Genomic DNA, 26995 nt, shown 5'->3' with positions numbered 1-26995 from the left:
GGAGAGGTGGATGTCAGGGCCAGCGCAATCGTTCGGCATTGCCGCGCTCGGCGGCTATGTTCCGCTGCTGCGGCAGGACCGGAAGACGGCCGCGCGCGAGCTGGCCTGGTCGGGCCTCCCTATGCCGCGCAGCGGCATGCGTGCGGTCGCCGATTGGGACGAGGACGCGTTCACGATGGCCGTTGAAGCGGCGCGCCCGCTATGCGCCGCGTCGGTACCAGACGCGCTGCGGTTTGCGTCGACCTCGGCCTATTTCACCGACCGGGCCCAAAGCGGGATGGCGCTGGATGCGCTGGCGCTCCCCCGCACGGTGCGCACGAGTGATGCCGCAAATTCGCGTCGTGCCGCGACTTCCGCTTTGCTGGAGGCACTGCTTGGCGGCCGCGAAGAGATCGTCACGGCCGGCGAAAAGAGGCCCACGCAGGCGGGCAGTGCGGCGCAATTGGCCTTCGGTGATGGTGCTGCTGCTGCGCGCACCGGAGCCGCGGCCCCGGCGCGGCTTGCCGGCTATGCCAGCCTCTCGCACGATCTGGTGGACCGCTACGCTTCGCGCGAGCACGAGGTTTCCTATGCTTACGAGGAGCGCTTCGTGCGCGATACAGCGGTGGCCGAAGTGCTGCTGCCGGTCGTGCGCGCGGCTTGCGAGGATGCTGGAATCGCCCCGGCTCAGCTTGCCCATGTTGCCGTCCACGAACCGGTTGGCGGCTGCTGGCGGGCAATGGGCAAGCCCTTGGGGTGCAAGGCGGCTAATCATTGTGAAGTGGTTTCCGAAAAAGCCGGGGATCTCGGTGCCGCCCATGCGCTGTTCGGGCTCGGCCTCGCGCTCGATGCGGCACAGGCGGGAGAGTTCGTGCTGCTGGTGGGCTTCGGCAGCGGGGCCGATGCGCTGGTGTTCGAAGTCACCGGCACAGTGCCGGGTGCGACCGCGATGCGCGCCGCGCTTGAGGAAGGCCAGCTCCTTGCGAGCTATTCGCGTTTTCTCAGCCTGACCGGCTCGGTCGAACTCGACTGGGGTATGCGCGCGGAATTCGAGCAGAAGGCGCAGGCGACCGTGCTTGAGCGGGTCGGGCGCGACATGATCGGCTTCATCGGTGGGCGCGACAGCACCGGCAACGTGCAGTTTCCCAAGAGCGCCTTTCCGGTCAATCCTGCGCTCGGCGCCGTCGAAACCATGGAAGCTGTCCGCCTCGCCGATCTGGAAGCGACTGTCGTGTCGATCACGGCTGACCGGCTCAACTTCAGTCCGGACCCGCCCTTCGATTTCGGCCTCGTGCAGTTTGATAACGGCGCGAGAGTTCTCATGGAAATGGTCAACCGTCCGGCCGAGGGCTTTCGCGTGGGTGACCGGGTCCGGATGCGGCTGCGCATCAAGTCCCGCAATCGCAGCCTCGGCTTTCGCACCTACTTCTGGAAGGCGGCGCCGTTGGCGCGGCCCGTGCTTGGAGAAGCCTGATGGCAACGGGAATTCGCGACAAGGTCGCCATTGTCGGCATGGGCTGCACCCGGTTCGGCGAACGCTGGGACATGGGGGCTGACGGCCTGATGGTCGAGGCCTTCACCGAAGCGCTGGCCGATGCCGGGATCGAGCGCGCGCGGATCGAAGCGGCGTGGGTCGGCAACGCGCTCGACGATATCAACGTCGGCAACAGCGCGCTGCCCGCTGCGCACGCGCTGCGGCTCGACAAAGTGCCCGTTACCCGGGTCGAGAACATGTGCGCGACGGGCACCGAGGCACTGCGCGGTGCGGCTTATGCTGTCGCGTCCGGCGCGGTGGATGTAGCGCTGGCGATCGGCGTTGAGAAGCTCAAGGACACGGGCTACGGCGGTCTTCCGCTGCGCACCAAGGGCATGCAGAACGATCTGTGGATGCCTTATGGCTCTGCCCCCGGCACATTCGCCCAGCTCGCCGGTGCCTACGCCGCGCGGCACGGCATCGCGGCGGGCGATCTCAAGCGCGCGATGGCGCATGTTTCGTGGAAGAGCCACCAGAACGGCGCGCTCTCGCCCAAGGCGCACCTGCGCGGCGCGGTCGACATGGACAAGATCCTGAACGCGCCGCTGATCGCTGATCCGCTTGGCCTGTTCGATTGCTGCGGTGTTTCGGACGGGGCGGCAGCGGCGATCGTGACGACGCCGGAAATCGCCCGCGCGCTGGGCAAGGCCGATCCGGTCACGATCAAGGCGATCCAGCTATCGGCCAGCAATGGCTGGGAAATGCAGTTCGGCGCTTGGGACGGGGCTTCGGTGCCCAACACCCGCGCCGCCGCCGCGCGTGCCTATGCTGAAGCGGGCATCCGCGATCCCCGTGCCGAGCTCGACATCACCGAAGTGCACGACTGCTTCTCGATCACCGAACTGGTGATCATGGAAGACCTGGGGCTTTCGGACGAGGGCCGCGCTCCGGCAGATATTCTCGACGGGCGCTATGATGCGGGCGGTGCGATCCCGTGCCAGCTTGATGGCGGGCTGAAGTGCTTCGGCCACCCGGTCGGCGCGTCGGGCCTGCGCATGGCTTATGAGGTCTATACCCAGCTTCAGGGCCGGGCGGGTGAGCGCCAGCGGAGCAAGGTCGATTTCGGGCTGACCCACAATCTCGGCGGATCGCCGTTCAACAGCGTGGCCGCCGTCGCGATCCTCGGCCGGCTGAACTGAGAGGGATTTGGACAATGGCGGGCTTGTGGTTTGACGAATTCACGGTGGGGCAGGTGTTCCGGCACGAGGTGCGCAAGACCGTGCTCGATTACGAAAACAGCCTGTTTTCTTCGCTCACCTACAATCCGGCGCAGATCCACATCGATCATGCCTATTGCGAAGGCACCGAATTCGGCCAGCCGCTGATGAACTCGATCTTCACGCTGGGCCTCGTGATCGGTCTCAGCGTGCAGGACACGACGATGGGCACCACGGTCGGTAATCTCGGCATGACCGATACGACATTTCCCAAACCGGTCTTCTCGGGCGATACGCTCCGCGCCGAAACGCGCGTGCTTGAGCTGCGCGAAAGCAAATCTCGCCCCACGCAGGGCATTGTCACGTTCGAGCATATCGGGCTCAACCAGCGCGACGAAGTGGTGTGCCGCACCGTGCGCAACGCGCTGATGCTGAAGAAGCCCGTTGCATGAGGCTGCGCTCGCTTCTGTTTGTGCCCGGAGACAGCGAGCGCAAGTTCGCCAAGGGCCGCTCGACCGGTGCGGACGTGCTGATCCTCGATCTCGAGGATGCGGTTGCGCCATCGATGAAGGCCGCCGCGCGCGGGTCTGTCGCGGCGTGGCTTGGCGAGGCGGGCGATGTCGAGGCAAGCCTGTTTGTGCGGATCAATCCGCTCGATACCGGGCTGACCGCCGATGATCTTGCCGCTGTGGTGCGCCCCGGCCTTGCCGGCATTCTCGTGCCCAAGGCCAATAATGCGCATGATATCGCCACCATTGCCGCGATGATCGATCCCTTGGAAGCGGCCGCCGGGATGGCGCCCGGCATGGTCAAGATCATGGTCGTCGCCACCGAGACCCCGCAAGCGATGTTTGCGCTCGGCAGCTATACGCCGCCGCATCCGCGCCTTGTCGGACTGACCTGGGGCGCAGAAGACCTTGCTGCTGCCATCGGGGCGACGGACAACAAGGAGGCCGATGGGCAATGGACCGAGCCCTATCGCCTAGCACGCTCGCTATGCCTGTTTGCCGCTGCTTCGGCCGGTGTGGTCCCGATCGATACGCTCTACGCCGATTTCCGCGATGCGGAAGGGCTTGAGGCCGAGTGCCGTCGCGCCCGGCGCGACGGCTTTCTTGGCCGCATCGCAATCCATCCCGATCAGGTCGAAGTGATCAACCGCTGCTTCACTCCCTCGGATGAGGAAATCGCGCACGCGCGCCGGATCGTGGACGCTTTCGCAGCCAATCCTGATGCGGGCACGCTGGGGATCGATGGCAAGATGGTCGATATCCCGCATCTCAAGGCCGCGCACAAGATCCTCGCTGCTGCAGGAGTATTGCCATGAATGCCTTCGCCCGCCTAGCCGCCTTCGCTGTGCTGTTCGGCCTAACCGCCTGCCTTTTCTATGCCTTTGCCACCGGCAATGTCGTCGCGGACCAGCTCCATGTCTGGAGCGTCATCTGGGGCATCTATGTCTGGGCTGACGCTTACAGCGGCTTCGTGCTCTTCGCGACTCTGGTCTATGCCTACGAGCGGCGCCTCGGCTTCACCATCGCGATGTTCCTGCTGACCTGCGGGACAGGGAACATGATCAACGCGGCCTGGCTCCTGTGGCGCGGGCCCGATTTCTATCGCCGCATAAGCACTTCAACCCGAGGATTCCAGTAATGTCGGCTACTCGTCCACTTCCTACCGAGGAAGATCTGCTCGCCATCCGTGAGGGCGTCCGCGCGGCGTGCTCTCCGTTCGACGATGAATATTGGTTGGCCCGCGACAATGACGGGAAGTTCCCGCGTGAGTTTCATCGTGCCATGGCCGAAGGCGGCTGGCTCGGGATCACCATGCCCGAGGAGTTTGGCGGGTCCGGCCTTGGCGTGACCGAGGCGATGACCATGATGAACGAGGTCGCGGCTTGCGGCGGCGGCTTTGCGGCGGCATCGACCATTCACATCAACCTGTTCGGCCCGCATCCCATCGTTGTGAAGGGCACACCCGAGCAGAAGGCGCGCTGGGTGCCGCGGCTTGTGGCGGGCGAGGACCAGTGCTGTTTCGGCTTCACCGAACCCGATGCGGGGCTCAATACCACCCGGATCAAGACTTTCGCCGAGAAGGTGCCGGGCGGTTACGTGGTGCATGGGCAGAAGGTGTGGACCTCCACCGCACAGGTCGCCAACAAGATCATGCTGCTGACGCGCACGACCAAGCTCGAGGACTGCGACCGTCCGACCGACGGGATCACCATTTTCTACACCGATCTCGACCGTTCCAAGATCGACGTACACCTTATCCCCAAGATGGGCCGCAAGGCGGTGGATTCGAACGCGATCTTCATCGATGGGCTGTTCATTCCCGAGGAAGACCGCATCGGCGAAGAGGGTAAGGGTTTCGGCTATATCCTCCACAGCCTCAATCCCGAACGCATCCTCATTGCCGCCGAGGCGATCGGTATTGGCCGGGATGCGCTGCGCCGGGGCGTGAACTACGCCAAGGAACGTGTGGTGTTCGATCGGCCCATCGGCATGAACCAGGGCATCCAGCACCCGCTCGCGGAAAAGTGGATGTACCTCGAAAGCGCGTGGCTGATGACCGAGAAGGCGGCGCGCCTCTATGATCAGGGGCTGCCGTGCGGGGCCGAGGCCAATGCGGCCAAGTTCCTGGCGGCGCGCGCTTGCCATGATGCGGCCTGGCAGGCTGTCGCGACCCATGGCGGCTTTGGCTATGCCAAGGAATACCATGTCGAGCGGCTCTACCGCGAAAGCGCACTGACCCGGCTTGCACCGATCACCGAGCAACTGATCCTCTGCTTCATCGCCGAGAAAGTGCTCGACCTGCCCAAGAGCTATTGAGGAACATTCCATGGGATTGATGGACGGCAAGGCCGTGCTCGTGACGGGCGCGGGACGCGGTGTGGGGCGCGGGATTGCGCTGGCGATGGCCGAGGCTGGCGCTGCGGTCGTGGTGAACGATCTCGGCGTGGCGCTGAGCGGTGAGGGCGTCGATGAAGGCTCCCCCGCCGAGCAAGTCGTCGAGGAAATACGCGCGGCGGGCGGCAAGGCCATCGCCAATCACGATAGCGTGGCCGAATGGGACGGGGCCTGCCGCATGGTCAAGGCCGCCGTCGATGGCTTCGGGCGGATCGACGGGGTGGTCAACAACGCAGGCAACCTGCGCGATGTCTACTTCCACAAGATGAGCCCGGAAGATTTCCGCGCGGTGATCGACGTGCACCTGATGGGCAGTTTCCACACCAGCCGCGCGGCGGCTCCGTTCTTTAAGGAGCAGGGCAGCGGCGCCTATATCCACATGACTTCGACCAGCGGCCTCATCGGCAATTTTGGGCAGGCCAACTATGCGGCGGCCAAGCTCGGCATCGTCGGCCTGTCAAAGTCGATCGCGCTCGACATGCAGCGCTTTGGAGTCCGCTCGAACGCCATCGCACCGTTTGCTTGGACGCGGATGATCGATTCCATCCCGACCGATACGCCCGAGCAGCAGAAGCGGGTCGATGGCCTCAAGAAGTTGGACGCCAACAAGATCGGGCCGCTGTGCGTCGCGCTGTGCGGCGATGGTGCAGCCAAGGTCACCGGGCAGATCTTTGGCGTGCGCAACAACGAGATCTTCCTGTTCTCGCAGCCGCGCCCAATGCGCGCGGCGCATACGGCGGAAGGCTGGACGCCCGAGGCGATCACCGAACGGGTCTTCGCGCAGTTTGCCAACGATTTCTATCCGCTGCACCGCTCGGCCGATGTGTTCAGCTGGGACCCGGTGTGATCCAGCCCGCCGCGATCCTCGCGCATGATTTTGGCCAGCCGGAACAGACCTATGGCCCGCGCGATACCATCCTCTACGCGCTGGGCGTGGGGCTGGGCCGCGATCCCTGTGATGCGGCCGATCTGGCGTTTCTGGATGAGCGGTCCCTTGCGGTCCTGCCGACATTTGCGGTCACGCTGTGCTCGCCGGGGATGTGGATCAGGGAACCTGCGCTCGGCGTCGATTTCGGCAAGCTGGTCCATGCCGCGCAATCGGCCGAGTTCCTCGCCCCCCTGCCGCCCTCTGCGCGCGTGCGGGGTGAAGCGCAGGTCATCTCGCTGACCGATCGCGGCGAGGGGAAGGGTGCGGTTCTCGTTCTCGAGCGGCGGATTTTCAATGCGGACGGCGGCGAACTGCTCTGCCGGCTGCAGCAGACCTTGCTGTTGCGAGGCGACGGCGGTTTCGGCGGCCCGCCTGCGCCGCGCAGTGACAATGCCTTGCCCGAACGCGAACCCGATCTGACGGCGCGATTTGCCACAAGTCCGCGCGCCGCCTTGATCTATCGGCTTTCGGGCGATTGGAACCCGCTGCACCTCGATCCTGCTGTTGCGGGAAAGGCCGGTTTCACCAGACCGATCCTGCACGGCCTTGCAAGCTACGGCGTCGCTGGCGCAGCCGTCTCGCGCGCGCTGGGCCGCAAACCGGCGGGGCTCAGGTTGCTGGCCTGCCGCTTTTCGGGGGTGGTCATGCCTGGCGACGAACTCGAATTCCACATCTGGCGCGATGGTGACCATGCTTCGCGCTTCGCAGCCTATGTCGGGTCGAACAAGGTGCTCGACGCCGGCGAAATAGCTTGGAGGGACGAATGACAAATCGCGCGCTGGCTGCCAGCCTCAAGCAAATGCTGCGCCTGCCGGTCATGGCGGGGCCGATGTTCATCGCCTCGACCGCCGAGCTGGTCATCGCCCAGTGCAAGGCCGGGATCATCGGCTCGATGCCCGCGCTCAATCCGCGTTCCACCGCAGCGCTCGATGAGGATATCGCGCGCATTGCGGAAAGCGTGGGCGGCGCACCCTATGCGATCAATCTCGTTGCGCACAAATCGAACTCGCGGCTCGAGGCTGATCTTGAGGTCGTGCTGCGCCGCAAGGTGCCGATTGTCGTGCTAGCGCTCGCGGCCAATCCTGATCTGGTGCGCACGTTGCAAGCCAATGGCAGCCTTGTCTTCCAGGATGTGGTCAAGGACCGCCACGCGCGCAAATGCGCCGAGATGGGCGTGGACGGGATCATTGCCGTCGGAGCCGGGGCCGGAGGACATACCGGCGACCTGTCTCCCTTCGCGCTGATGCAGGAAATCCGCGAATGGTGGGATGGGTTGCTGATCCTTTCGGGATGCATTGCCAATGGCCGCTCGGTGCTTGCTGCAGAGGTGCTGGGCGCAGACCTCGCTTATGTCGGCTCGCCTTTCCTCGCCTCGACCGAGGCGAACACGCAGGACGGCTTCAAGCGGATGGTGGTCGAGGGAACGTCGAAGGACATCGTCGTCACCAATTGCTTTACCGGGGTAAACGCCAATTTCCTGCGCCCCTCGCTGATCGAGCACGGCCTCGATCCTGATCACCTTGCGCCCCATGCAGGCGGCCCGATCAATATCGATGGCGGCGGGGCCAACGCCAAGGCTTGGAAGGAAATCTGGAGCGCGGGGCAAGGCATTGGTGCGGTCAAGCGTTCCGAGCCAGCCGGCGAATGGCTGGACTGGTTGGCGCGCGACTATGCCGCTGCGCGCGCCGCCATCGGTCTTGTAGACTGACCCAATGAGCCTCGACGCACTGTTTCAATCGCTGCAATTGGGCGGGCTGACCTTGCCAAATCGGGTGATCATGGCCCCACTGACCCGCGCCCGCGCCCGCGCCACGCCCGCCAATGTGCCGACGCCGCTGATGGCACAGTACTATTCTCAGCGCGCCGATTGCGGGCTGATTGTTTCGGAAGCGATCGCGATCCACCCCAAGGGGATGGGCTGGTACCGGGTTTCGGGCCTGTGGAACGAGGAGCAGGTGACCGGCTGGTCGGTGGTGACCAAGTCGGTCCATGATGCCGGAGGGCGGATCTACGCGCAGTTGTGGCATATGGGCCGGCTGGTGCTGCCTGACTATCTCGGCGGCGAATTGCCGATCGGCCCTTCGCCGATTGCCGGGGTGGGCGAGACGATGGCCCCGCCTCCTGCTGACTATGATGGCGGTTTCCTGCCCATGAAGCCCTATGTCGTACCGCGCGAAATGGCCCAGGCCGACATCGACGAGGTTATCGCCGCATTTGGGCAGGGCGCGGCGCATGCGCTGGAGGCAGGCTTCGACGGCGTGGAGATCCACGGCGCCAATGGCTACATCATCGACCAGTTTCTCCAGTCGAACTCCAACACGCGCACCGATGGCTACGGCGGCAGCGTGGAAAACCGCGTGAGGCTGCTGCGTGAGGTGGTGTCGGCAGTGACCGCCCGGATAGCGCCGAACCGGGTGGGCCTGCGGATCAGCCCGACCAGCGAACGCAAGGGCATGGGCGATGCCAATCCGGCGGCGCTGGCCGAAGCGATCGCCAGCCTCGCGCAGGAGTTCGGGCTTGGCTACATCCACCTGATCGAGCCGATTGCCTCGGGCTTCATGGAGAAGCCGGACAAGCCGGTGATCGACCGGGTACGTGCGCTGTTCCGCGGCGTGCTGATCCAGAACGGCAGCTTCGATGGCCCCACGGCGGATGCGTGCATTGCAGCGGGCGAGGCCGATGCGGTCTCGTTCGGGCGGCCCTACATCGCCAACCCCGATCTCGTCACGCGGATGCGCGAAGGCCTCCCCCTGGCGGCGCCGAATTTCGATTTTGCCTATGTTGGTGAAGCGCGCGGCTATACCGACTATCCGCCACTGAGTGACGGACTCTGACGCTCGGCGTCAGCCGACCTGGCGGTCAGCCCCTTCCCAGTAGGGCGCGCGCAAGTCCTTCTTGGAAACCTTGCCCGAGGGAACTAGCGGGAAGCTTTCCATGAACGTCACCCGCTTTGGCACCTTGTATCCGGCCAACAGTGTGCGGGCATGGGCGATCAGCCCCGCCTCATCGAGCGTGCTGCCGGGCTTGCGGATCACGCAGGCCAACACCGCCTCGCCCCAGCGCGGATCGGGCACGCCGATCACCGCGACTTGTGCCACTTCGGGGTGGGTCGAAAGCGCATTCTCCACTTCGGCGCAGTAGATATTCTCGCCGCCGGAGACGATCATGTCCTTCACCCGGTCGACGATGTAGTAGAGCCCTTCTGCATCGCGGCGGGCGACATCGCCAGTGCGGTACCAGCCATGCTTGAGCACTTTGGCGGTGGCCTCGGGTTGCTTCCAGTAGCCGGGCGTGATCGCCGGTGCGCGCACGACCAGTTCGCCCGGAGAACCTTCCGGCACCTCGTTGCCTTCGGGATCGACGATGCGGAACTCGATCAAAGGCAGCGGGCGGCCGCAGCTCTGCAGCTTGGCTTCGTCCTCGAGGTCGTGTTCGCTCGGGCGGAGGATGGAAAAGGCGCCGCCCGCTTCCGTCGCGCCATAGAACTGCATGAACTGGCAAGGCATCTGCGCAATCGCGCGGCGGATGAGGCCGAGCGAGATCGCCGAACCCGCATAGAGAACTAGCCGCAGCGAGGAGAAATCCGTGTCAGCTGCTGCCGGATGGTCGAGCAGCATCTGGATCATCGTCGGCGTGAGCGTGAGCAAGGTCGGCCGATCGTGCTGGATGGTCTGGCACACCACGCCCGGATCGAACTGGCGCACGATCGAGACGGCCACCCCGTTGTAGAGGCACTGGAAGGCGATCCCGATCGAGAGCAGGTGGAAATTGGGCAGCGGGTTGATGAAGATATCACCCTCCTGCCAGTCGTAGGATGGCTCCAGATGCTCGCACAGGCGCATGTGGTTGAAGCCGCCGTGGCTGAGCATCACGCCCTTGGGCTTGCCCGTGGTCCCCGAAGTGTAGAGCTGGATTGCGGTATCTTCCTCGCTGATGAACAGCGCGGGTTTGGCGGCACTTTTGTCGGCGTAGCGCCGTTCCAGTGTGTCCTCGCCATCGAACCAGATCGCCTCGACGGACGCGCCGGCGATCTTCACAGCAGCGGTCCACAGGTCTTCCAGCGCGCGCTCGACAAAGACGAGCCGGGCCTCGCTGTCCAAGATCAGCTGGGCAAGCTCGGCGGCGGACAATCGCCAGTTGAAGGGGACGAATGCGCCCCGCGTACGGGCGGTGCCGATCAACGCGAAGTAGAAATCCGGGCTGTTGAGCCCCATGTACCCTATGCGCTCGCCCGCGCTTAAGCCTTTCGCGAGCAGGCCATTGGCGATCCGGTTAGACACTGCATCGTACTCGGCAAACGATATCGTGCGCTCGCCATGGACCAGCGCGCGCCGCGTCGCCGCGGTCCGCGCATGGTATTCGATGAATTCGCCCAGTGTCCTGACTTCGGGATAAAGCCACATGGGTCAGGTAACCTCCCGGTTTGGCATAGTAGTCATTTGCCGGTGAAGACCGCCTTGCGCTTGGCGGCAAACGCGGTCAGCCCCTCTCGCGCATCGGCGGTTCCGGCTGCGCGCGCCAGTGCCTGGGCTTCAAGCTCAAGCTGGGCATCGAGCGGAGTGGTGGCCGCCGACGCGAGCAGGCGGCGGATTTCGCCGTATGCCTGGGTCGGTCCTTCGGCGAGCTGCCGCGCGATGGCTTCGGCGCGTACGGCAAGCTCGTCGGCGGGCACGATTTCGTCGGCGAGACCGGCGGCCAGCGCAGTCTGCGCATCCAGCGTTTCGTTGAGCAGCAAATACTTGCGCGCGCGTGAGAGCCCCATACGGCGGCTAAGCATGATCGAGCTGCTTGCATCGCAGCAGTAGCCGATCCCGGCATAAGCGGCGACAAAGCGGGTGCCCGGCTCGGTCACGATGATGTCTGCGCCTGCGATCATTCCGGCCATGCCGCCAGCGCAGATGCCCTGCACGGCGGCCACGATCGGCGCATCCATGCGCTGCATCCGCGCGATGCCGACATGCAGGTCAGCGGTCCAGCGCCGGATTTGCAGCGGCAGGGTATCCAGCTGGGTGACGAACATGGAAATGTCGCCGCCATAGCTGAACGCCTTGCCTTCGGCGGTAATTAGAACCGCGCGGACTGAGGGATCGGACGAGAGTTCGTTCGCGACATCGCAGAACTCTGCGCAGAACGTCCCGTCGATCGGATTACCCCGTGCGGGCTGGATGAAGATGAGGCGAGCCAGACCGCCCTCGCGGTCAATGCGCATCGAAGTGTAGGTCATGTGGGCTGTCCTCAGTCGATGATTAGCACGGCCTTGACGCACTTGCCGTGGTGGGCGTCGTCGATGGCCTCGTTGATCTGGTCCAGGCGGTAGGTCTTGATGAACGTCTCGACGGGCAGTCGCCCGGCCTTGTGGTGCGCGATCAGTTCGGGGAGGAACACCGCCGGATCGGAATCGCCCTCGATGATCCCGCGCACCGTGCCGCCTTGCGTGATGAACTGCACCACCGGCACCGGCAGCACGGCATCGAGCGAACCAGGCACACCGAGCAGGCCGATGCGTCCGCGATTGGCAATCATGTTCACGCTTTGCGCGACCACCGGCATGAAGCCGCTGGTATCGAGTACCATGTCCGCGCCTTCGCGTACTATGGCACGCACGGCGGCGGCGACATCGCCTTGACCGTCAAGCACGTGCGTTGCGCCAAGCTGCGTTGCCAGCGCGCGGCGGCCTTCCTGCGGCTCGACCGCAATGATCGTGGCGCAGCCAGCAATCTTGCCGCCCAGCAAGGCAGAGAGCCCGACCGCGCCTGCCCCGAGCACCACCAGGGTTTCGCCCGCCTTGGCGCTGAGCGAGCGCAATACACCCCCCGCGCCGGTCTGAATGCCGCAGCCCAGCGGTGCGAGAACCGAAAGATCGGCATCATCATCCACCTTGAGCACGTTGCGTTCGTTCGCGATGGCGAGCGATGCGAACGATGACTGGCCGAAGAAGTTGTCGGAAACCGGATCACCCTCGCTGGTCACGCGGGTCGATCCGTCGCCGCGCGCCGCGATCATGTTGAGCGGCACGAAGTTGTTGCAATAGGCGGGCTCGTGGCGGCTGCAGGGCTTGCACGCGCCGCACGAATTGAATGTGAGCAGCACTTTGTCGCCCACCTTCACACTGGTCACGCCCTCACCGACCGCGTCCACGATGCCGGCGCCTTCGTGGCCAAGTATGGCGGGGAACTGCAACCCCATCGCGCCCGAGGCAACCACGAGGTCGGTGTGGCAGATGCCCGCGGCCTTGATCGCGACGCGCACTTCGCCGGCCTGCGGCTGCGCGACCTCGACCGCCTCGATTGAAAACGGGCCGTTGGGCTGATGGAGAACGGCGGCTGTTGCGTTCATCGTTGGGGTTCCTTGAAGTCAGTAGCGGGTGCGGATCGCGTCGCGATGCCGCGTGAGGTAGGCACGGCTCAGGCCCAGTTGCTGCACGCCGTGGCCGTTCACAACGCCATCGGCGCTGGCGCAGGTGACACGCAGCGAGCTTTGCAGATAGGTGTTTGACGGGCAGGGCGCCCAGTAGCAGCCATTGGTGGTCGCGTAGGTCAGATCGAACGTCTTGCCGCGCACGTCGGTCACGCTGAGGCGGCCGCTCATGGGCATGGCACCCATGTAGTCCTGCTCGCCCTCGCTCGACACGATGCCGTAGACGTTGCCCTGTTCAAGAACATAGCCGCTGACATGGGGGCCAAGCGTGCTGCGCGTGGCGATGTCATGGCCGGTGAACAAGTGAACCGTCAGCGCTTCGCCGAAGCTGGAATGCCACCAGATGACCGTGCCATTGTCGCGCTCCGGGCGCGGGCCCCAGCTGCGATCGCCGGTTTCGACGCAATCGACGGCAAGCGTGCGCCCGCGAACGGTGAGCGAGCCGGTGATGCGATACGTCTGCTCGTAGTGCCCGGACCAGCTGGAATCCCAGGCCGGACCCTGACGCGCAGCGGCGGTGGGGTCCATCGCCGGATCGTTGATGTCGTAGGGTTCGTGGAGCGCGCGGTATTCCAGATCGAAGCATGTATCGTCGATGCCTTCATAGGCGAGGTGGTAGCGCTTCAGCGGCTCGATCACCTCGAACGAAAGGCCATTGGGCAGCGCGAACCTCGTCAGCGTTTCCGGACATGGCAGGTGCTGCATATTGTCGACGTAGAGCTGTTCTTCCCAAAGCGGGGCGATCCGGTCGAGGATCGTCACGTCGCACATCGCCACGCCCAGCTTAGGCCGGGTGACGAGGTAGACGATGACGTTGATATTCGCCTCCGGTACGCAGAACGGCAGCGCGAGTGTTTCCGCCCATTGCCAGTGTGAATCCGGCTTGAAGTGGAAGTCGAAGTCTTCGGGGCGGATCACAACGTGTCAAATCCGAAGGGCGCGAACCATTGGCGATCCTTGAGTGTGCGCGGTGCTTCATGGTTCAGGGTTACCGCCGTCAGTGCCGCCTTGCTTTGCGCCGAACCATCGATCGAGACGGCTTTGACCAGCGCTTCGACCGCTTGCAGGACTGCAGTTCGCTGGCTGCGCACGTCGCTGCCATCGGCGGCGGCCACGGCGCTTCGGATCGCCGTGACTGCACCTGTTGTGTGATCGCCGCCCGTGACCGCATCTGCCAGATCGCGTGCGACAGACAAGGCGTCTTCAAGCTCTTCACGCTCAAACGCTGGCACCGCATCGAACTGTGCGCGCAGGATCTGGAGGTGACCGATGCACAGATGCACCTGCTCCTGCGCCAGCGAGGCCTCGGGTGGCAGATGCGGCAGGATCACTTCGGAGAGCGCGCGCACAATGCTCGCCAGCCGTTCATCGACGTTGGGGGTCATGCGGGGGCTCCCTGAGACAGCAGGCGTACGAGATCGCCGGCAAAGATGGCGGTGGCGCAGCCGAGGAAAGTCAGCAGCACATCCTGATGGTTATGCTGCGAACGGGCGGCAGCAAGGCCATTGGCGGCGCAAATGACATAGCACTTGTAGCTCGAGAGCACGTCGTAGAAGTGCAGCGTGGTGCGGTTGACGGTGCGGCCCGAGCGGCGTTCGTATTCGGCGATGAACTCCTCGCGTTCGAACAGGTCGCTCGCGCGGAAGGTGCCGTTTTCGTTGGTGCCGAAAATCTGCATCAGCACCCAGCCGAGATCCTCGTGGAAATCGCCGATACGCGCCAGCTCCCAATCGAGCAGCGCTGTGATCTGGCCGCTCGCCTCATCAAACAGGTAGTTGCCGGTGCGGTAGTCGCCGTGCGTGAGCACCAAGTTTTCGGGCGGACAATCGGGCATGTTGTCGAGCAGCCATTGCTGCGCCAGGGCAATGATAGGACGTGTCTCTCCATGGTCGATACGCCACAGTTCGTGCCAGTAGTTCACCACCCAGCGGGCCGCCTGCTTGATGTCACCGTCCGGCACTTCGAAGCCAGCCAGCGGATTGGCGCGGAAATCATAGCTGTGGATCGCGACCAGATGATCCAGGAACTGATCGCGCAGCTTTGAGCGTAAGTCCGGGCCGAGCCAAGTGCCCAGACCCGATACCTTGACGCCTGATCCGCTCGGCTTGGTCACACCCGAGACGACCTTCATGATCGCGGCTGGTTGTGGGAAGTGCGATCCGGTTGCATCGATCCATGCAGCTTCTGGCACAGGCACGAAACCTGCCATGGCCTGAAGCAGGATAAACTCCCGCTCACGGTCTGTTTCCGTGATTGCAGAGCGGGGGTCCATCCGCAAAAGATACTGCTGGCTGGTGCCATCGGAGGTATCAAGCGTGAAGAAGAACTGCTCCTTCGAAGCACCGCCGCCAACACGCCTTACGCCAGACACGATCGCGCCCGGGCTTACCTTGGCGAAATAACTCGCAAGCAGATCGGTCACTTCCGGGATCAGCGCTGCGCGATAGGGCGGCAGACTGCGGTTGGCCGCACGCCGATCAAGTATGCGCCGGTTGATCGCTTCCATGTCCATCGCTGGAGCGGCAAGAGTGGTTGTGCTCATCGCTGGACCTTTCAGTACGGACCGTTGGCGCGGATATGTTCGAGATAGGCGGTCGGCCAGGCGCATTCCATCCAGCCCACACCCGGTTTGCCATCTATTTGGACGGTCGCGCCGCTTTCATAGAGGCTGATCGCGGGATCGGGGACGAGGCAATAGGTTCCGAACACCTTGCCTTCGATGTGCGTCGCGCGGCCAGCGACATCGACGATATCGGCGCGGTAGCCTGTCTGGAGATACTGGTTGTCGTAGTCGACATCGACCTTGACCGTATCGACAAGGCTCATCAGCCCGTCTCGGAAGACATAGCCGCGGATTTGCTCCTTGCCTGCCGCATTGAGCCGCCAGAAGTGGACCGAGGCTTCGGTGCCGACCTGCCCGACAAACCATTCGTATTGCTGGAAGGCGATCCAGTCGCGTGTGCCCCATGAATGGTCACGGTGGCCGGTGCCGTTGACCTCGATCACGCGGTCGCCAATGCGCAAGGTGCCGGTCACCCGGCCCGCCTGCTCGACGCGGTCCGTCGCGCAGTATTTCGGGCATCCACGCGGGTCTGAGCCATAGGCGTAAGGCGGATGGTACGCCTCGAACTGCACATCGACAGTGGCTTCCGGGGTTTCCCAGAAGATCGTGGCGCGGTCGAATTTGAGATCCTGCGCCATGCGGAAATTGTCGATGCGCCAGTCGTCGAAGTCCATGTCGTGCGGCACGGGCCGGTCGGCAAGGCGCTGCTGGATCGGCTTGTCGCCCACTCCGGGCCCGAACACCGCGAGCGCGGCCCCGGCTTCACTATCCTTGGACACCCAGGTGTAGGTGAAAAAGGCAATGCCGTGTTCCGGCAACACGACGATGTAGGGGATCGATTCCCGGCCCATCGCCACGTCGGGGAGTGTGTGGCGCCCGTCGTTTGCCGGATCAATTGCCATCGCGGGGTCGGCTAGCACGGAATTGTCAAACATCGTTCTCTCCGGGTTTATTGTATTCAGGCCGACCAGTAGCCCACGAGCACGATCAGCGTGACGGCAGTAAGCCACGCGGCGAGCAGGGCTCGCAGCGGCTGGTGCGCCCAGGTGAGGTCCATGTAGTGCGTCATGATCAGATGTATCTTGGCGGCGGCCAGCAGGATTGCGAGCGTGGCTGCGATGCGCGCGGGTACCAATCCTTCCGCAAGCGCAAATCCAGCGAGGCTGGCTGCGACCAGCGCCGCCCATACAAGAGCAACGGGCATACTGCGACGGACGGACGCAATGCTCATAGTGTCCTCAGCAGATAGAGCATCGCGAACAGCACGATCCACAGAATATCGACCATGTGCCAATAAGCCCCGCCTGCCTCGATCCAGCGCAAGCGGGTTGCGGCAGGCCTTGTTGTGTCACCCGCCGTGCGCAGCAGCACGACCAGCACGCCGATGCCGATCACAAAGTGGAGGAAGTGCACGCCTGTGAACACGAAATAGTAGGTGAAGAATTCGTTGGTGGTGAGATCCACGCCGAGGGCGAGCTTTGCGCGCCATTCGAGCGCCTTGGAAATGCCGAAGGGCAGGCCGCTCAGAAGCGTGGCAATCAGCATCCGCTGCGTGCCGCGCCAGTTCGCATGTTGCGCGGCGCGCGCAGCGGCCGCCATGAACGCGCCGCTTGTGAGCAGGATCAGCGTATTGGCAAGGCCAAAGCGCAGATCGAGCATTTGGCGCGATGCCTCGTACAGCGCCGGATTTGCGGCACGTCCGGCGCTGAACACGAGGAAGAAGACCGCGAACGCACACATGTCGGCCAGGATGAAGAACCACACGCCGGAATCGCCTGGCAGGGCTACCGTTTCAGCATGGACAGGTGCATTCGCAGTCATGGTGGTCATCGCGGGATCACTCCCCCCGCTCGATCCGGCCAATGGCCTTGAACATGTAAGCCGTCAGCACTGGCACCCATGCCATCCAAATCAGGAATTCGATCCAGAAGTTGAGAATGCCCGAGCGGGCGAATGCGCCATTGCGGAAATAGGGCATCACGCATTCGAGAATGAACATGAAGCCGACCCAGATGCCATACCAGGCGAGCCACTTGGGCACGAGCGGAACGGCGCGCTTGTCAGCCAGAAAACCGGCACCTAGCGCGAAGAGTTGCACTGACGTCACGGCATAGGCCAGGTCGATCAGAAGCCATGCCATGTCATAGAGCATCTGGATCATCCAATCGGGCAACGCTTCGGGCCGGAACGCTGCGGTCAGCCAGAACGATGTCGGGACCAGCAGCGTGATCACCGTCCATGCTGCGCCGACGCGAGCGAGCTGAACGACGATACTGTCTTTCTCGATGACCTGTTCGAGCACTTTGGCGACAGCATAGCCCCAGACTCCGTATGCCGGTGCAAAGGTCATCGCCATGACCATCCCAAGCCGCACGCTGCCCGCATTTTCGCGGAAATAGGATGCGACCACGCTGGCGGGGGTATCGGGCGTGAACGGGGGAAAATTGTGGCCCAGCACGCCCCAGCAGGCATAGAAAACCAGAACGAAAAGCGGTCCCATGCAGGCGCAGAATCGCCAATAGCGGGTGTCGACTGAACTCGGCATCGGTACGCTCTCCCATGAAAGCAGAGGAGGCGCAGCGGCTTGCACCGTGCACCTCCCCGAAGGTCAAAGTCAGAAGCGCATCGTCGCTTCGGCACCGAACGTGCGCGGCTGCGCGCGGACGCGGTAGCCGTTGCCGAACAGGTTCTCGATCGAGATGCCGAATGGATAGTAGGTCTTGTTCCCCAGGTTCTTGCCCCAGAGCGCAAGCGAGTAGTTGCCGTGGGTCAAGGTAATGCGGCCGTTCAGCACCCAGTAGTCGCCTTCGCCGAAACCAAACTTGCCCGAGGCAACCTTGGGCAGCGGCCCGGCACTGTAGTCCTTGAATGAGTCGAAGTAGAATCGGCCCGTGTAATTGGCATCACCGTGGATCAGCAGCTTGGTGGTGCCATTATCCAGCGGTGTGTAGTCGAACCCGACGGCAGCCGAAGTTTTCGCTGCATAGGGGAAGGGATTACCCGCAACGCTGACCGGTCCGCCCGAGGAGACCACGCAGCTGCCAAGCTGCGCGGGGAACTTGGGAATGCTGGCAGTGTTTGCGGGGCAGGCGCCATCGGCGTATTTACTGCTGAGGATACCGAGGCTGGCGTTGAGCGTCAGCTTTTCGACCGGCTTGAGGATAAGTTCGGCTTCCATCCCCTTCAGGTTGCCATCGAGCGAGATCAGATTGGCCGTTGCCGAGGCATCAACCACTTGGCCCTGTTGGCCCTTGTAATCATAGATGAAGGCCGAGATGTTGAACTGGCCGCGATTGTCCCAAAAGCGCGACTTGAGGCCGATTTCGTAAGCGTTCACCTGTTCGGGCGGCACGAAGTAGACCTGGTTGGCGCTACCATAGGCAAGCCCGTTGAACGTGCCTGCGCGGTAGCCGCGGCTGTAGCTGGCATAGGCGAGCACGCCATCGACCGGCTTCCAGTCGATGATGAAGCGGCCTGAGAAGCGGCCCGAGGAACCGTCCTTGCTGAGACCACCAGGCGCTGGAATGCCAAGCCCGGCGAACGAAGGGATCACGACGTTCCCCGCTTCGTTCTTCACCGGTTGCAGGAAGTAGGGGGCATAAGCACCGCCCTGCTGGAAATCGGATACGGTGATAAGCCGCGCCGTGCCAGCGTCGTCGAAATAGGTCGTGATGCCGTCGCGGAAGTGGTTCTTGTCCTTGGTGTAGCGACCGCCTGCGGTGATGCGGATGGTCGGGGTTACCTCGAAGTTGGCTTCGCCGTAGACCGCGTAGCTTTCGCGCTCCTGCTTGAAGTGCTGCGTGGCGCGGATGCCAGTGGGCAGCGATGCTGCGGAAAGCGCCGTGCCGTTGAAGGCGCCGCCGGGGTTGAAGTAGGATTTCGGGAGCCCGACCGCAGCGATGATGTCACTGGTGAAGTTGAAGAAATCAGGGGTGTTGTCAGCCGTCACGCTGTCCTTGCCGTAGTAGGCGCCAACGATCAGCTTGAAACGGCCAGCGTTGAAGTCTAGGCGCACGTCCTGGTTGAAGGCGTGGAAGCGCGACTTGTAGCCGATCGAGCATAGGCGCAGCGGGGTTGCGTCGCAGTCGGTCGCCGTCTGCTGATAGAGCCCGTCGTCAAGCCCGGTGATCGAAATCAGCTTGAGCTTGTCGCTGAGCTCGAAGCGGGCATCGAATACCGCGCCGCGCGCGTGGGTCTTGGCGATGCCGACCGTGTCGGCTTCGATCTGGTTGATGCCCAGGCCCTTACCAGACTGGCTGTAGCTGGCGGGAACCAGGCCAGCAGGGGCAAGCGCGCCGAACAGGCCGCCGAGCAGGAAATTGGGGCTGGTGTAGTCGATCTTGTCGCTGGTCCGGGATTGGCCGGTGGGAATCGGCGTTTCGGTGCCGCCTTCGGACTGCGCAGCATAGAGTTTGAGCTTGAGATCGACGGTCGGGCTGGGCTTGAACCGGATGACAACGCGGCCGCCGTAGTTCTCGGCGCCTCCGGGCTGGATACCCGAGTTTTTGTTCAGTCCGGATGCGCCGCCGCCGGCGGATGTGTTAGGGCCAGCCGCTAGCACGTTGTGCACATAAGGATCGGAATTTACGTAAGTGCCCGATACGCGGATGCCGAGCTTGTCTTCGATCGCGGTGAGTTCGACAGCGCCTTCGGCATTGACCCGGTTGTAGGTGCCATAGCCTGCTGTGACATAGCCTTCGGTGCCAGAAAGCTTCGGCGCGCGGGTGATGAAGTTGATTGCGCCGCCGGTCGTGTTGCGGCCATAAAGCGTGCCTTGCGGCCCGCGAACCACTTCAATCTGCTGCAAGTCATAAAGCTGCTGGCCGTGGCTGGCGCGGAATGCCTGATAGACTTCGTCAACGTAGACACCGACCGGCGAGGCGGCATTGGCGTTGAATTCGGTGCCCACGCCGACGCCGCGCACCGAAAAGTTCGGCTGCTGCTGGCCATAGGGCGAAGACACCTGTAGATTCGGCATGGTGTTGTTGAGATCGGACGTTTCGAACACGCCCTTCGCCTGCAGCGTTGATGCCGGAATTGCCGACACTGCAACAGGCACGTTCTGAAGATTTTCGGAGCGCTTGGTTGCGGTCACGATGATTTCGGCAATGCCCGCGCTGCTCGCGGTATCTTCGGTCGCCTGGGCCGGTTGTTCGGCGGCGGCACTTTCAGCTGCGTAGGCCGGGGCGGCCATCACCATCACAATTGCGTATACGCTGACTTGCCCAAGGGCTTTCATGGCTTCCTCCCTAACATCCCATCCAAAAGGCCTCATCTGGTTCAGCCAGATTTTGCGTGACCTTTGTACGCAATCTAAGGTAGGGAGAATTTATGTCAACTGATTTACGACATTCGCGAATGCGAGATGATGTGCAGTTGCAAAAAATGGTATAAATTATTGTTATATAATCGATTTAGCGGGGATTGTGATGTTCAGAAAGCTGTTTGCGAAGAGGGCTCCGGCCAAGGTCTCGCTGAACGATGGACCAAGTTTTGAGGTTGGCCGCAACGAGACAGTGCTGGAGGCGGCGCTCAAGGCAGGCATTGGCTATCCCCATGACTGTACCGTAGGAACTTGTGGTTCCTGCAAATCCCTGCTGCTGAAGGGAAAGGTCGATGCGATCACCCCGTTTGGCTACACGCTGAGCCGCGAGGAACTGCAAGCTGGGTATATTCTTGCCTGTCAGGCCGTTCCCGAATCGGACCTCGAGATTGATGTGCCGCTTGCTGCGCTCACCGCCCGGATGGTGACAGGGCGAATCGTAGAACAGCATGACCTCACCCACGATATTCGCCGCGTCACGTGGCTGACGGACAGCCCGGTCGAGTATCGGGCCGGCCAATATATGAACGTTTTCTGGTCCGGAGGAACCGTTTCGCGATCCTATTCCTTCAGCACAGCACCCTCGGCAGGCGGAAACACTCGCGTCTCAGCGTTCATTCGCCGCGTGCCCGGCGGGGTATTTACCGAAGCCCTTTTCTCCGGACAACTGGACGATGCCGAATTCCGGCTTGAGGTTCCGCATGGGACATTCTGGCTCCGTGAAGGGAAGGGGCCAATCGTGCTTGTGGGAGGCGGCAGTGGCCTTTCCCCATTGATGAGCGTGCTTGAGGACGCCGCACGGCAGGGTTTGAAGCGCGATGCCATCCTGCTGTTCGGCGGCCGCACGGCGCGCGACATCTATTGCCAGGATGAGATAGCAGCGCTTGCTGCGCAGTGGCAGGGCAGGCTCGAATTCTGGCCAGTCCTGTCCGAGGAGATGGCCACCAGTCACCGCTTCGGGCTGGTGACAGCGGAGATCCCCGCGGCGCTTGCGGCATTAGGCGAACCCGCAGCGGCGCAAGCCTATTTGTGCGGTCCGCCCGGAATGATCGATGCAGGCATTGCGGCATTCGTTGCGGCCGGCGTGCCGCTCACCAGCATCCACTACGACAAGTTCACCGATGCGAGCACCGCTGCGGCCCGCGGCAAGCATTGATAGGGGAGTACCATTGAATGACCCTGACTAGAGACAGCTTTTTCATCGGAAACCAGTGGGTAAGCCCCACTAGTGACCGCACTTTCACCCTCGTCAATGCTTCGACCGGTGAAGCAATTGGCACTGTCCCCGAAGGCGCCGAGGCGGATATCGACGCTGCCGTGGCGGCAGCCCGGCAGGCCTTGGTCGATGGTCCATGGGCCAAGGCCAGTCCGGCAGAGCGGACGGACATCATGGATCGTTTCGTGGCGGCACTGGCCGCGCGCGGAGAAGCTATCGCCCAGGCGGTAAGCCTGCAGAACGGCATGCCCCTGATGGTCAGCACCCAGCTCGAAGGCCAGTTCGGTGCGGGCGTGGTGCATTACTATGCCGCGCTTGCTCGCGGGCTCGATGCGCCTGACGTGCGGCCTTCGCAGATGGGGCGCGAGACGTTGGTTGAACGTAGTCCGGTCGGCGTGGTTGCGGCCATCGTGCCGTGGAACTTTCCGGTTACCCTCGCGCTCAACAAGATCGCGCCTGCGCTCGCTGCCGGTTGCACCATGGTCATCAAGCCTTCGCCGGGCACTGTACTCGACAGTTATCTGCTGGCCGAAGCTGCGCTCGAGGCTGGCGTTCCGGCCGGGGTGCTCAACTGGGTGGCAGCAGACCGCGAGGTTGGTGCATACCTCGTATCGCACCCTGGCATCGACAAGGTTGCGTTTACCGGTTCCACGGCGGCTGGCAGGATGATTGCCCGGACATGCGGCGAACTGCTGCGTCCGGTCACGCTGGAGCTGGGCGGAAAATCCGCTGCAATCCTGCTCGAGGATGTCGATATCGGCGCATTTCTGCAGGGTGTCCCGTTCGCCTGCCTGCTCAACAACGGCCAGGCCTGCTTCAATGCGACCCGCGTTCTTGCCCCTCGCAGCCGCTATGGCGAAGTGGTCGAGGCGCTTGCCAGTTTCGCGTCCTCGCTCACTGTGGGCGATGCGCTGGATCCTGCAACGCATGTCGGCCCGATGGCTACCGCCGCGCACCGCGAGCGGGTGGAAGGCTATATCGCACTGGGCAAGGATGAAGCCCGCCTTGTTGCCGGAGGCGGCAGGCCCAAGGGAACCAATCGCGGCTGGTTCGTCGAACCCACGATCTTTGCCGACGTTGCCAATACGGACCGGATTGCGCGTGAGGAAATCTTTGGTCCGGTGCTTGCGGTGATACCCTATGATGGGGAAGACGAGGCCGTGAAGCTGGCCAATGACAGCGAATATGGTCTTGGCGGTTCGGTATGGTCGGCTGATGGCGCGCATGCTCTTGCGGTGGCGCGGCAGGTGGCAAGCGGCACTGTCGGGGTAAACGGCTACATGCCTTCGATCGGTTCGCCGTTCGGCGGCATCAAGGCGAGTGGCCTTGGCCGGGAGTTCGGCCCTGAAGCTGTGGGCGCCTACCAGAGCACCAAGTCGATCTACGTGATGGGTTGAGCCTGGCGCAAAGAAAAAGGGGGCATTCCGGCACTTCCGGAACGCCCCCCTTTTTTTGCGCGCTGGTTATGCGGCGGCAGCCACGCTGTGGTTGCCGCTTTCTTCGAACCAGTCCGGCCAGCCGGCACGGCGGTTCTGCTCGCGCGCGAGCGCGCGTTCTTCGGGGCTGGCGAGTTCGTTGTCCCAACGCTTCAGTGCCGGCATGATCACCATATGATGCCACAGCGGTGGAATCAGCGCCGAGAAGAAGCAAACAAACACCGAAGGCATAGGGATCCACTGCTTGTCCGGCTTCAGCTCGTAGTAGGCCGCATAGCTGTTGGTATGATGATCGGCGTGATTGGTGATCTCGAAGCCAAGCGTGCGCGACAGCGGTTTCAGGTGATTCCACACATGGCGGCGGTCGATCTGGCCACCGGGCAGGCGGATCAGGCCATAGTGCTGGAAATAGTTGAAGCTTTCGACCCAGAAGCGCGCGCCAACCATCCCGGCGAGGACCACCGCATTCGCGGTCCAGCCGCCGATCATGTGGACGCCGATCTGGAACACGAGCTGGATCAGGATGGCCTTGTAAAGACGATGACCGATCGACCAGCGCCCCTTGCCCATGGCTTCGAGGTTGTCGCTTTCGGATCGCCATGCTTCGAGGGTGGAATGCACAACCGCCTTGGGCGTGAAGGCATAGAGGCTGGTGCCGCGCGGCGCGGTATCGCCATCAAGTGTCGTCGCGACATGGATATGGTGGCCGACGACGTGCGCAATCTCGCGCGTGCAATCGAGGTAGCAGATCTGTGCATAGCGACCGACCATTCGGCGCAGCTTGCCGCGTTGGTGATAGAGCTCGTGCGTGGCTGGAACCAGAGGAATGACGCTAAGCCATGCGCAAGAGCCGATAACGCCGACATAGTCGAGGGCAGAGGCACCAGGATTGCGGGCAACCCATACTGCTGCAGCCAGATAGATGACCGGACCCAGCAGCGAACAAATCCACGCGGGAAGGTCTGCCAGCACCCTGTTCGTCATGCGGCGCTCGGCAAAATCGTTGGGCAACATCGAATCGATGATCCCGAATGCAGGCAGTGAAGCGATACCGATCCACACCCAGTGACCACCCACCAGAAAGCTGGCGATCACGGCCAACTGGAGCACTACTCCCAGATAATAACGCCCGTAGTCCATTTTGCTCTCCCTGCCGCTCCACGACGGCCATTACGCGTAATGAATATACGCAAAATATGGGATCGTAAACAGGCAAATCATTTTCCTTGCCCAAATGGGCGGTTCAAGGGGGAGACAGCGCTGATGTGAACCGCTAGTCCTTTGGTCCATGAAAATGCGTGAGCTGGAAGCGCGCACGGGGGTCAATCGCGAGACGATCCGTGTATATCTGCGCGAGGGACTACTACCGGATCCAAGCCGTCCGGCGCGAAATGTCGCCGACTATGGTGAGGAGCACGTTCGCGCGATCCTCGCAGTTCGCAAGCTGCAGCGCGATTCTGGGATGACACTGCCGCAGATCGCGCATGTCCTGCGGGGGGGAGCGGCGAGCCGCCCCGTTGGCGCAACCGCTTTCGGCCATCTGGAAGAATTGGTCGCGGCCCGGGTGGGTGTGCGCAAAAGCGTCGTTTCACTCGACGACCTCGTCAAGCAGATGACCCATGCTCGTGAGGATGCCCGCGTGCTTGACGGCATTGGCGCAATCAAGATCACCAAGGGCCCCGCAGGCGATGTCTTGAGCGTGACCGACGCGGGCCTTGTCAATCTCTGGGGCCGCATGCGCGAGGCTGGCTTCAACGAGGCCCGGGGCTTTCCCCCCGAGATTCTGGGCTACTACATCGAAGCGGCAGAATATGTTGCCGGCAAGGAAGCCCAGATCTTCCTCGAGCAGGTCGAAGGCAAGATCGAGGAGGATGAAGCCGCGAGCATGCTCGAGTTTGCTTTGCCAACGATGCTGGAGTTCTTTGGCCTGCTGCGCCTCAAGATCTTCCTGCGAAATATTCGGCGCGCAACGCGAGGCGAGACGATCGTGCCGGTTCCGCCGGGAGAAAACCCATAGGATACCTGAGCCGGCGTTCTCAGCCCTGTCTGTTGCGGGTCAGGCGGGTTTCCAGCCATTCAGCCTCCACCGCGTCCGACACTTCGTCTTCATCAGCCCAGAACCGGCGGATGGCCGCACCCGACAGCAAGGCGGCGGCGGAGCGGACATCGCGCTGCGCAGCCTCGGCTGTCCAGCCCAGTGCAACCAGTCGCTCTTCCCAGGCACGATAGATCGGGGCGCGCAGTTCGGCGACCTTGGCGCGCACTTGCAGAAACAGGTCGGTGTCCTTTGCAACCTCGAGCGTGATACCCATGGCCACCCAGAAGCGGTCGCTGAAAAAGAACGCGCGAAACTCTGCCAGCATGGCGCGCAGGATACTTGCCGCGTCTCCCTTGGCTGCCAACCACTGCCGGCTGTCGTCGCGCGCCAGTAGCAGCGTCTGCTCGATTGCCAGCAGCACGATCGCGGCCTTGTCCGGGAAATGATGAAGCACGGCACCTTGGGATACACCTGCCGCGCTGGCCAGCGAACGCATCGTCAGCGCCCGAACGCCGCCTTCGGCGACGATGCGATAGGCCTCAGCGGAAAGGCGCGCCCGCATCGTCTCGGTGCGTTCGGCCTGGGTGCGCCGCTCACGTGCTATGGGCGCGGCCACTATCACTTCAGGCTGGGCGGATGCCACGCGTCAGGTGCTCTGCAGAAATGGCATGACAAGCTCCACGAAGCGGTCCCGTTTCTCGATCTGCGTCCAATGGCCGCATCCGCCGAATATGTGCAACTCGCTGTTGGGAATCAACTGGTTGAAGCGCACCGATTGCGCTGCTGGCACGATCACGTCGTCACGTCCGTGGATCACTAGCGTGCGGTGCGGCATTGCGGCCAGCAGCGCTTCATCGGTGGCGAGCGCATCCAGCCAACGCTGGCGCGGGGCGGGAAATAGGCTGGAATAGGCCTCGTGCGCACCGGGCCGGATGCTTGCTTCATAGCGTGAGCGCACGATCTCGTCCTTCACTAGCGCCGGATTGTGCGCGAAGGTTGTCATAAGATCGCGCATGGCCTCCAGCGAGGGCTGATAGCCCCACACCTTTTCCAGCCCTTCGGTGATCGGGAAGGGCAGGCCCGCAGCCCCCATGAGTACGATCCGCCCGACCCGGTCCGGATGATGCGTGGCGAGCGCCAGCGAGAGCGCGCCGCCATAGGAGTTGCCGATGAGGTGGGCCTGTGCGATGCCAAGCGCGTCCATAAAGCCGACGAGGTGGCGGACCCATCGGTCCATGGCAAAGCCCTCGATGTCGGCAGGAAAATCGGTGTAGCCGAACCCCAGCGTATCGGGCGCGTAGCAGGTGAAGGCCTTTGCGAAATCCGGGATCACCCCGCGCCAGTTGGCATAGGCGGTTACACCGGGGCCTGAGCCGTGGATCAGGATCAGGGGCGGCCCTTCACCGCTGCGGATGTAGTTCGTGGCGATGCCATCGACATCGACAGTCAGGCCGATTTCGGGGTTTTCACTCATGGAGAGGTGTCCTTGCTCTTTGCGGGC

General features: G+C 63.1%; 27 protein-coding genes. 13 read left to right on the top strand and 14 right to left on the bottom strand.

What is annotated here, in order from left to right; translation table 11 throughout:
* Positions 1–10: 10 nt before the first annotated feature.
* From ACO06X_RS04490 to ACO06X_RS04445, 10 genes are read left to right on the top strand one after another with little or no spacing between them, the layout of a single operon-like run.
* The gene (locus ACO06X_RS04490) at positions 11–1453 is read left to right on the top strand and encodes an OB-fold domain-containing protein (RefSeq protein ID WP_421838784.1); all 1443 of its coding nucleotides are present in this window, start codon (positions 11–13) and stop codon (positions 1451–1453) included.
* Positions 1453–2652: an acetyl-CoA acetyltransferase gene (locus tag ACO06X_RS04485; RefSeq protein ID WP_421838783.1), complete on the top strand. Its 1200-nt coding sequence runs from the start codon at positions 1453–1455 to the stop codon at positions 2650–2652. Before ACO06X_RS04490 ends, ACO06X_RS04485 begins: the two co-directional genes overlap by 1 nt.
* A 14-nt stretch (positions 2653–2666) precedes the next feature.
* On the top strand, positions 2667–3122 hold the full coding sequence (locus ACO06X_RS04480) for a MaoC family dehydratase (protein WP_421838782.1): 456 nt from the start codon (positions 2667–2669) through the stop codon (positions 3120–3122).
* Complete coding sequence (locus ACO06X_RS04475) at positions 3119–3994, top strand: HpcH/HpaI aldolase/citrate lyase family protein (protein WP_421838781.1); 876 nt, start codon at positions 3119–3121, stop codon at positions 3992–3994. The genes ACO06X_RS04480 and ACO06X_RS04475 overlap by 4 nt, the downstream gene beginning before the upstream one ends.
* The gene (locus ACO06X_RS04470) at positions 3991–4317 is read left to right on the top strand and encodes a hypothetical protein (protein WP_421838780.1); all 327 of its coding nucleotides are present in this window, start codon (positions 3991–3993) and stop codon (positions 4315–4317) included. The genes ACO06X_RS04475 and ACO06X_RS04470 overlap by 4 nt, the downstream gene beginning before the upstream one ends.
* Positions 4317–5495, top strand: coding sequence for an acyl-CoA dehydrogenase family protein (locus ACO06X_RS04465; protein WP_421838779.1), 1179 nt, complete (start codon positions 4317–4319; stop codon positions 5493–5495). Before ACO06X_RS04470 ends, ACO06X_RS04465 begins: the two co-directional genes overlap by 1 nt.
* Positions 5496–5505: 10 nt before the next feature.
* A complete protein-coding gene (locus tag ACO06X_RS04460) occupies positions 5506–6420 on the top strand; it encodes an SDR family NAD(P)-dependent oxidoreductase (RefSeq protein ID WP_421838778.1) in 915 nt (304 codons plus the stop codon).
* Entirely contained in the window at positions 6417–7268 is an 852-nt protein-coding gene (locus ACO06X_RS04455) for a MaoC/PaaZ C-terminal domain-containing protein (RefSeq protein ID WP_421838777.1), read from the top strand. Before ACO06X_RS04460 ends, ACO06X_RS04455 begins: the two co-directional genes overlap by 4 nt.
* Entirely contained in the window at positions 7265–8209 is a 945-nt protein-coding gene (locus ACO06X_RS04450; RefSeq protein ID WP_421838776.1) for an NAD(P)H-dependent flavin oxidoreductase, read from the top strand. The genes ACO06X_RS04455 and ACO06X_RS04450 overlap by 4 nt, the downstream gene beginning before the upstream one ends.
* Before the next feature lie 4 nt (positions 8210–8213).
* Positions 8214–9335, top strand: a complete 1122-nt coding sequence (locus ACO06X_RS04445) for an alkene reductase (RefSeq protein WP_421838775.1) — start codon at positions 8214–8216, stop codon at positions 9333–9335.
* Positions 9336–9344: 9 nt separating this feature from the next.
* Here ACO06X_RS04445 and ACO06X_RS04440 read toward each other — a convergent pair whose 3' ends face one another.
* The 11 genes from ACO06X_RS04440 to ACO06X_RS04390 form a co-directional block, all read right to left on the bottom strand.
* Complete coding sequence (locus tag ACO06X_RS04440; protein WP_421838774.1) at positions 9345–10904, bottom strand: long-chain-fatty-acid--CoA ligase; 1560 nt, start codon at positions 10902–10904, stop codon at positions 9345–9347.
* Positions 10905–10936: 32 nt separating this feature from the next.
* Positions 10937–11725: an enoyl-CoA hydratase/isomerase family protein gene (locus ACO06X_RS04435; RefSeq protein ID WP_421838773.1), complete on the bottom strand. Its 789-nt coding sequence runs from the start codon at positions 11723–11725 to the stop codon at positions 10937–10939.
* A gap of 11 nt (positions 11726–11736) precedes the next feature.
* Positions 11737–12837: an NAD(P)-dependent alcohol dehydrogenase gene (locus tag ACO06X_RS04430; RefSeq protein ID WP_421838772.1), complete on the bottom strand. Its 1101-nt coding sequence runs from the start codon at positions 12835–12837 to the stop codon at positions 11737–11739.
* 18 nt (positions 12838–12855) lie between these two features.
* Positions 12856–13836, bottom strand: a complete 981-nt coding sequence (locus tag ACO06X_RS04425; protein ID WP_421838771.1) for a DUF7064 domain-containing protein — start codon at positions 13834–13836, stop codon at positions 12856–12858.
* Positions 13833–14303: a hypothetical protein gene (locus ACO06X_RS04420; RefSeq protein WP_421838770.1), complete on the bottom strand. Its 471-nt coding sequence runs from the start codon at positions 14301–14303 to the stop codon at positions 13833–13835. The genes ACO06X_RS04425 and ACO06X_RS04420 overlap by 4 nt, the downstream gene beginning before the upstream one ends.
* Positions 14300–15460 (bottom strand): phosphotransferase family protein, encoded by a 1161-nt coding sequence (locus ACO06X_RS04415; protein WP_421838769.1) that lies wholly within the window; start codon positions 15458–15460, stop codon positions 14300–14302. The genes ACO06X_RS04420 and ACO06X_RS04415 overlap by 4 nt, the downstream gene beginning before the upstream one ends.
* An 11-nt stretch (positions 15461–15471) precedes the next feature.
* Positions 15472–16416 carry a DUF7064 domain-containing protein gene (locus ACO06X_RS04410; protein ID WP_421838768.1) on the bottom strand — a complete coding sequence of 315 codons (945 nt, stop codon included), beginning with the start codon at positions 16414–16416 and terminating at the stop codon, positions 15472–15474.
* 23 nt (positions 16417–16439) lie between these two features.
* Entirely contained in the window at positions 16440–16685 is a 246-nt protein-coding gene (locus tag ACO06X_RS04405) for a cytochrome C oxidase subunit IV family protein (protein WP_421838767.1), read from the bottom strand.
* 23 nt (positions 16686–16708) lie between these two features.
* Entirely contained in the window at positions 16709–17311 is a 603-nt protein-coding gene (locus tag ACO06X_RS04400; RefSeq protein WP_421838766.1) for a cytochrome c oxidase subunit 3, read from the bottom strand.
* Positions 17312–17318: 7 nt separating this feature from the next.
* Positions 17319–17981, bottom strand: coding sequence for a hypothetical protein (locus ACO06X_RS04395; protein WP_421838765.1), 663 nt, complete (start codon positions 17979–17981; stop codon positions 17319–17321).
* A gap of 114 nt (positions 17982–18095) precedes the next feature.
* Positions 18096–20720 carry a TonB-dependent receptor gene (locus ACO06X_RS04390; protein WP_421838764.1) on the bottom strand — a complete coding sequence of 875 codons (2625 nt, stop codon included), beginning with the start codon at positions 20718–20720 and terminating at the stop codon, positions 18096–18098.
* A 190-nt stretch (positions 20721–20910) separates the two neighbouring features.
* On the opposite strand from ACO06X_RS04390, the gene ACO06X_RS04385 reads away from it, so the two are divergent.
* Together ACO06X_RS04385 and ACO06X_RS04380 are read left to right on the top strand one after the other, a co-directional pair.
* Complete coding sequence (locus tag ACO06X_RS04385; protein WP_421838763.1) at positions 20911–21960, top strand: 2Fe-2S iron-sulfur cluster-binding protein; 1050 nt, start codon at positions 20911–20913, stop codon at positions 21958–21960.
* 17 nt (positions 21961–21977) lie between these two features.
* The gene (locus ACO06X_RS04380) at positions 21978–23417 is read left to right on the top strand and encodes an aldehyde dehydrogenase (protein WP_421838762.1); all 1440 of its coding nucleotides are present in this window, start codon (positions 21978–21980) and stop codon (positions 23415–23417) included.
* A gap of 66 nt (positions 23418–23483) precedes the next feature.
* Here the strand turns inward: ACO06X_RS04380 and ACO06X_RS04375 are convergent, their stop codons facing one another.
* Positions 23484–24596 carry an alkane 1-monooxygenase gene (locus ACO06X_RS04375; RefSeq protein ID WP_421838761.1) on the bottom strand — a complete coding sequence of 371 codons (1113 nt, stop codon included), beginning with the start codon at positions 24594–24596 and terminating at the stop codon, positions 23484–23486.
* A 154-nt stretch (positions 24597–24750) separates the two neighbouring features.
* Between ACO06X_RS04375 and ACO06X_RS04370 the strand changes: the two genes are divergently transcribed.
* Entirely contained in the window at positions 24751–25473 is a 723-nt protein-coding gene (locus tag ACO06X_RS04370; protein ID WP_421838760.1) for a MerR family transcriptional regulator, read from the top strand.
* A gap of 19 nt (positions 25474–25492) precedes the next feature.
* Here ACO06X_RS04370 and ACO06X_RS04365 read toward each other — a convergent pair whose 3' ends face one another.
* Together ACO06X_RS04365 and ACO06X_RS04360 are read right to left on the bottom strand one after the other, a co-directional pair.
* The gene (locus ACO06X_RS04365; RefSeq protein ID WP_421838759.1) at positions 25493–26137 is read right to left on the bottom strand and encodes a TetR/AcrR family transcriptional regulator; all 645 of its coding nucleotides are present in this window, start codon (positions 26135–26137) and stop codon (positions 25493–25495) included.
* 3 nt (positions 26138–26140) lie between these two features.
* Positions 26141–26968, bottom strand: coding sequence for an alpha/beta fold hydrolase (locus ACO06X_RS04360; protein WP_421838758.1), 828 nt, complete (start codon positions 26966–26968; stop codon positions 26141–26143).
* Positions 26969–26995 lie beyond the last annotated feature (27 nt).

It is taken from the genome of Novosphingobium sp. (genome assembly GCF_965229225.1).
In the GTDB taxonomy this organism is placed as follows: Bacteria; Pseudomonadota; Alphaproteobacteria; order Sphingomonadales; family Sphingomonadaceae; genus Novosphingobium.
The sequence above is the reverse complement of the archived record's forward strand: the minus strand, read 5'-3'. Positions and strand labels throughout refer to the sequence as shown.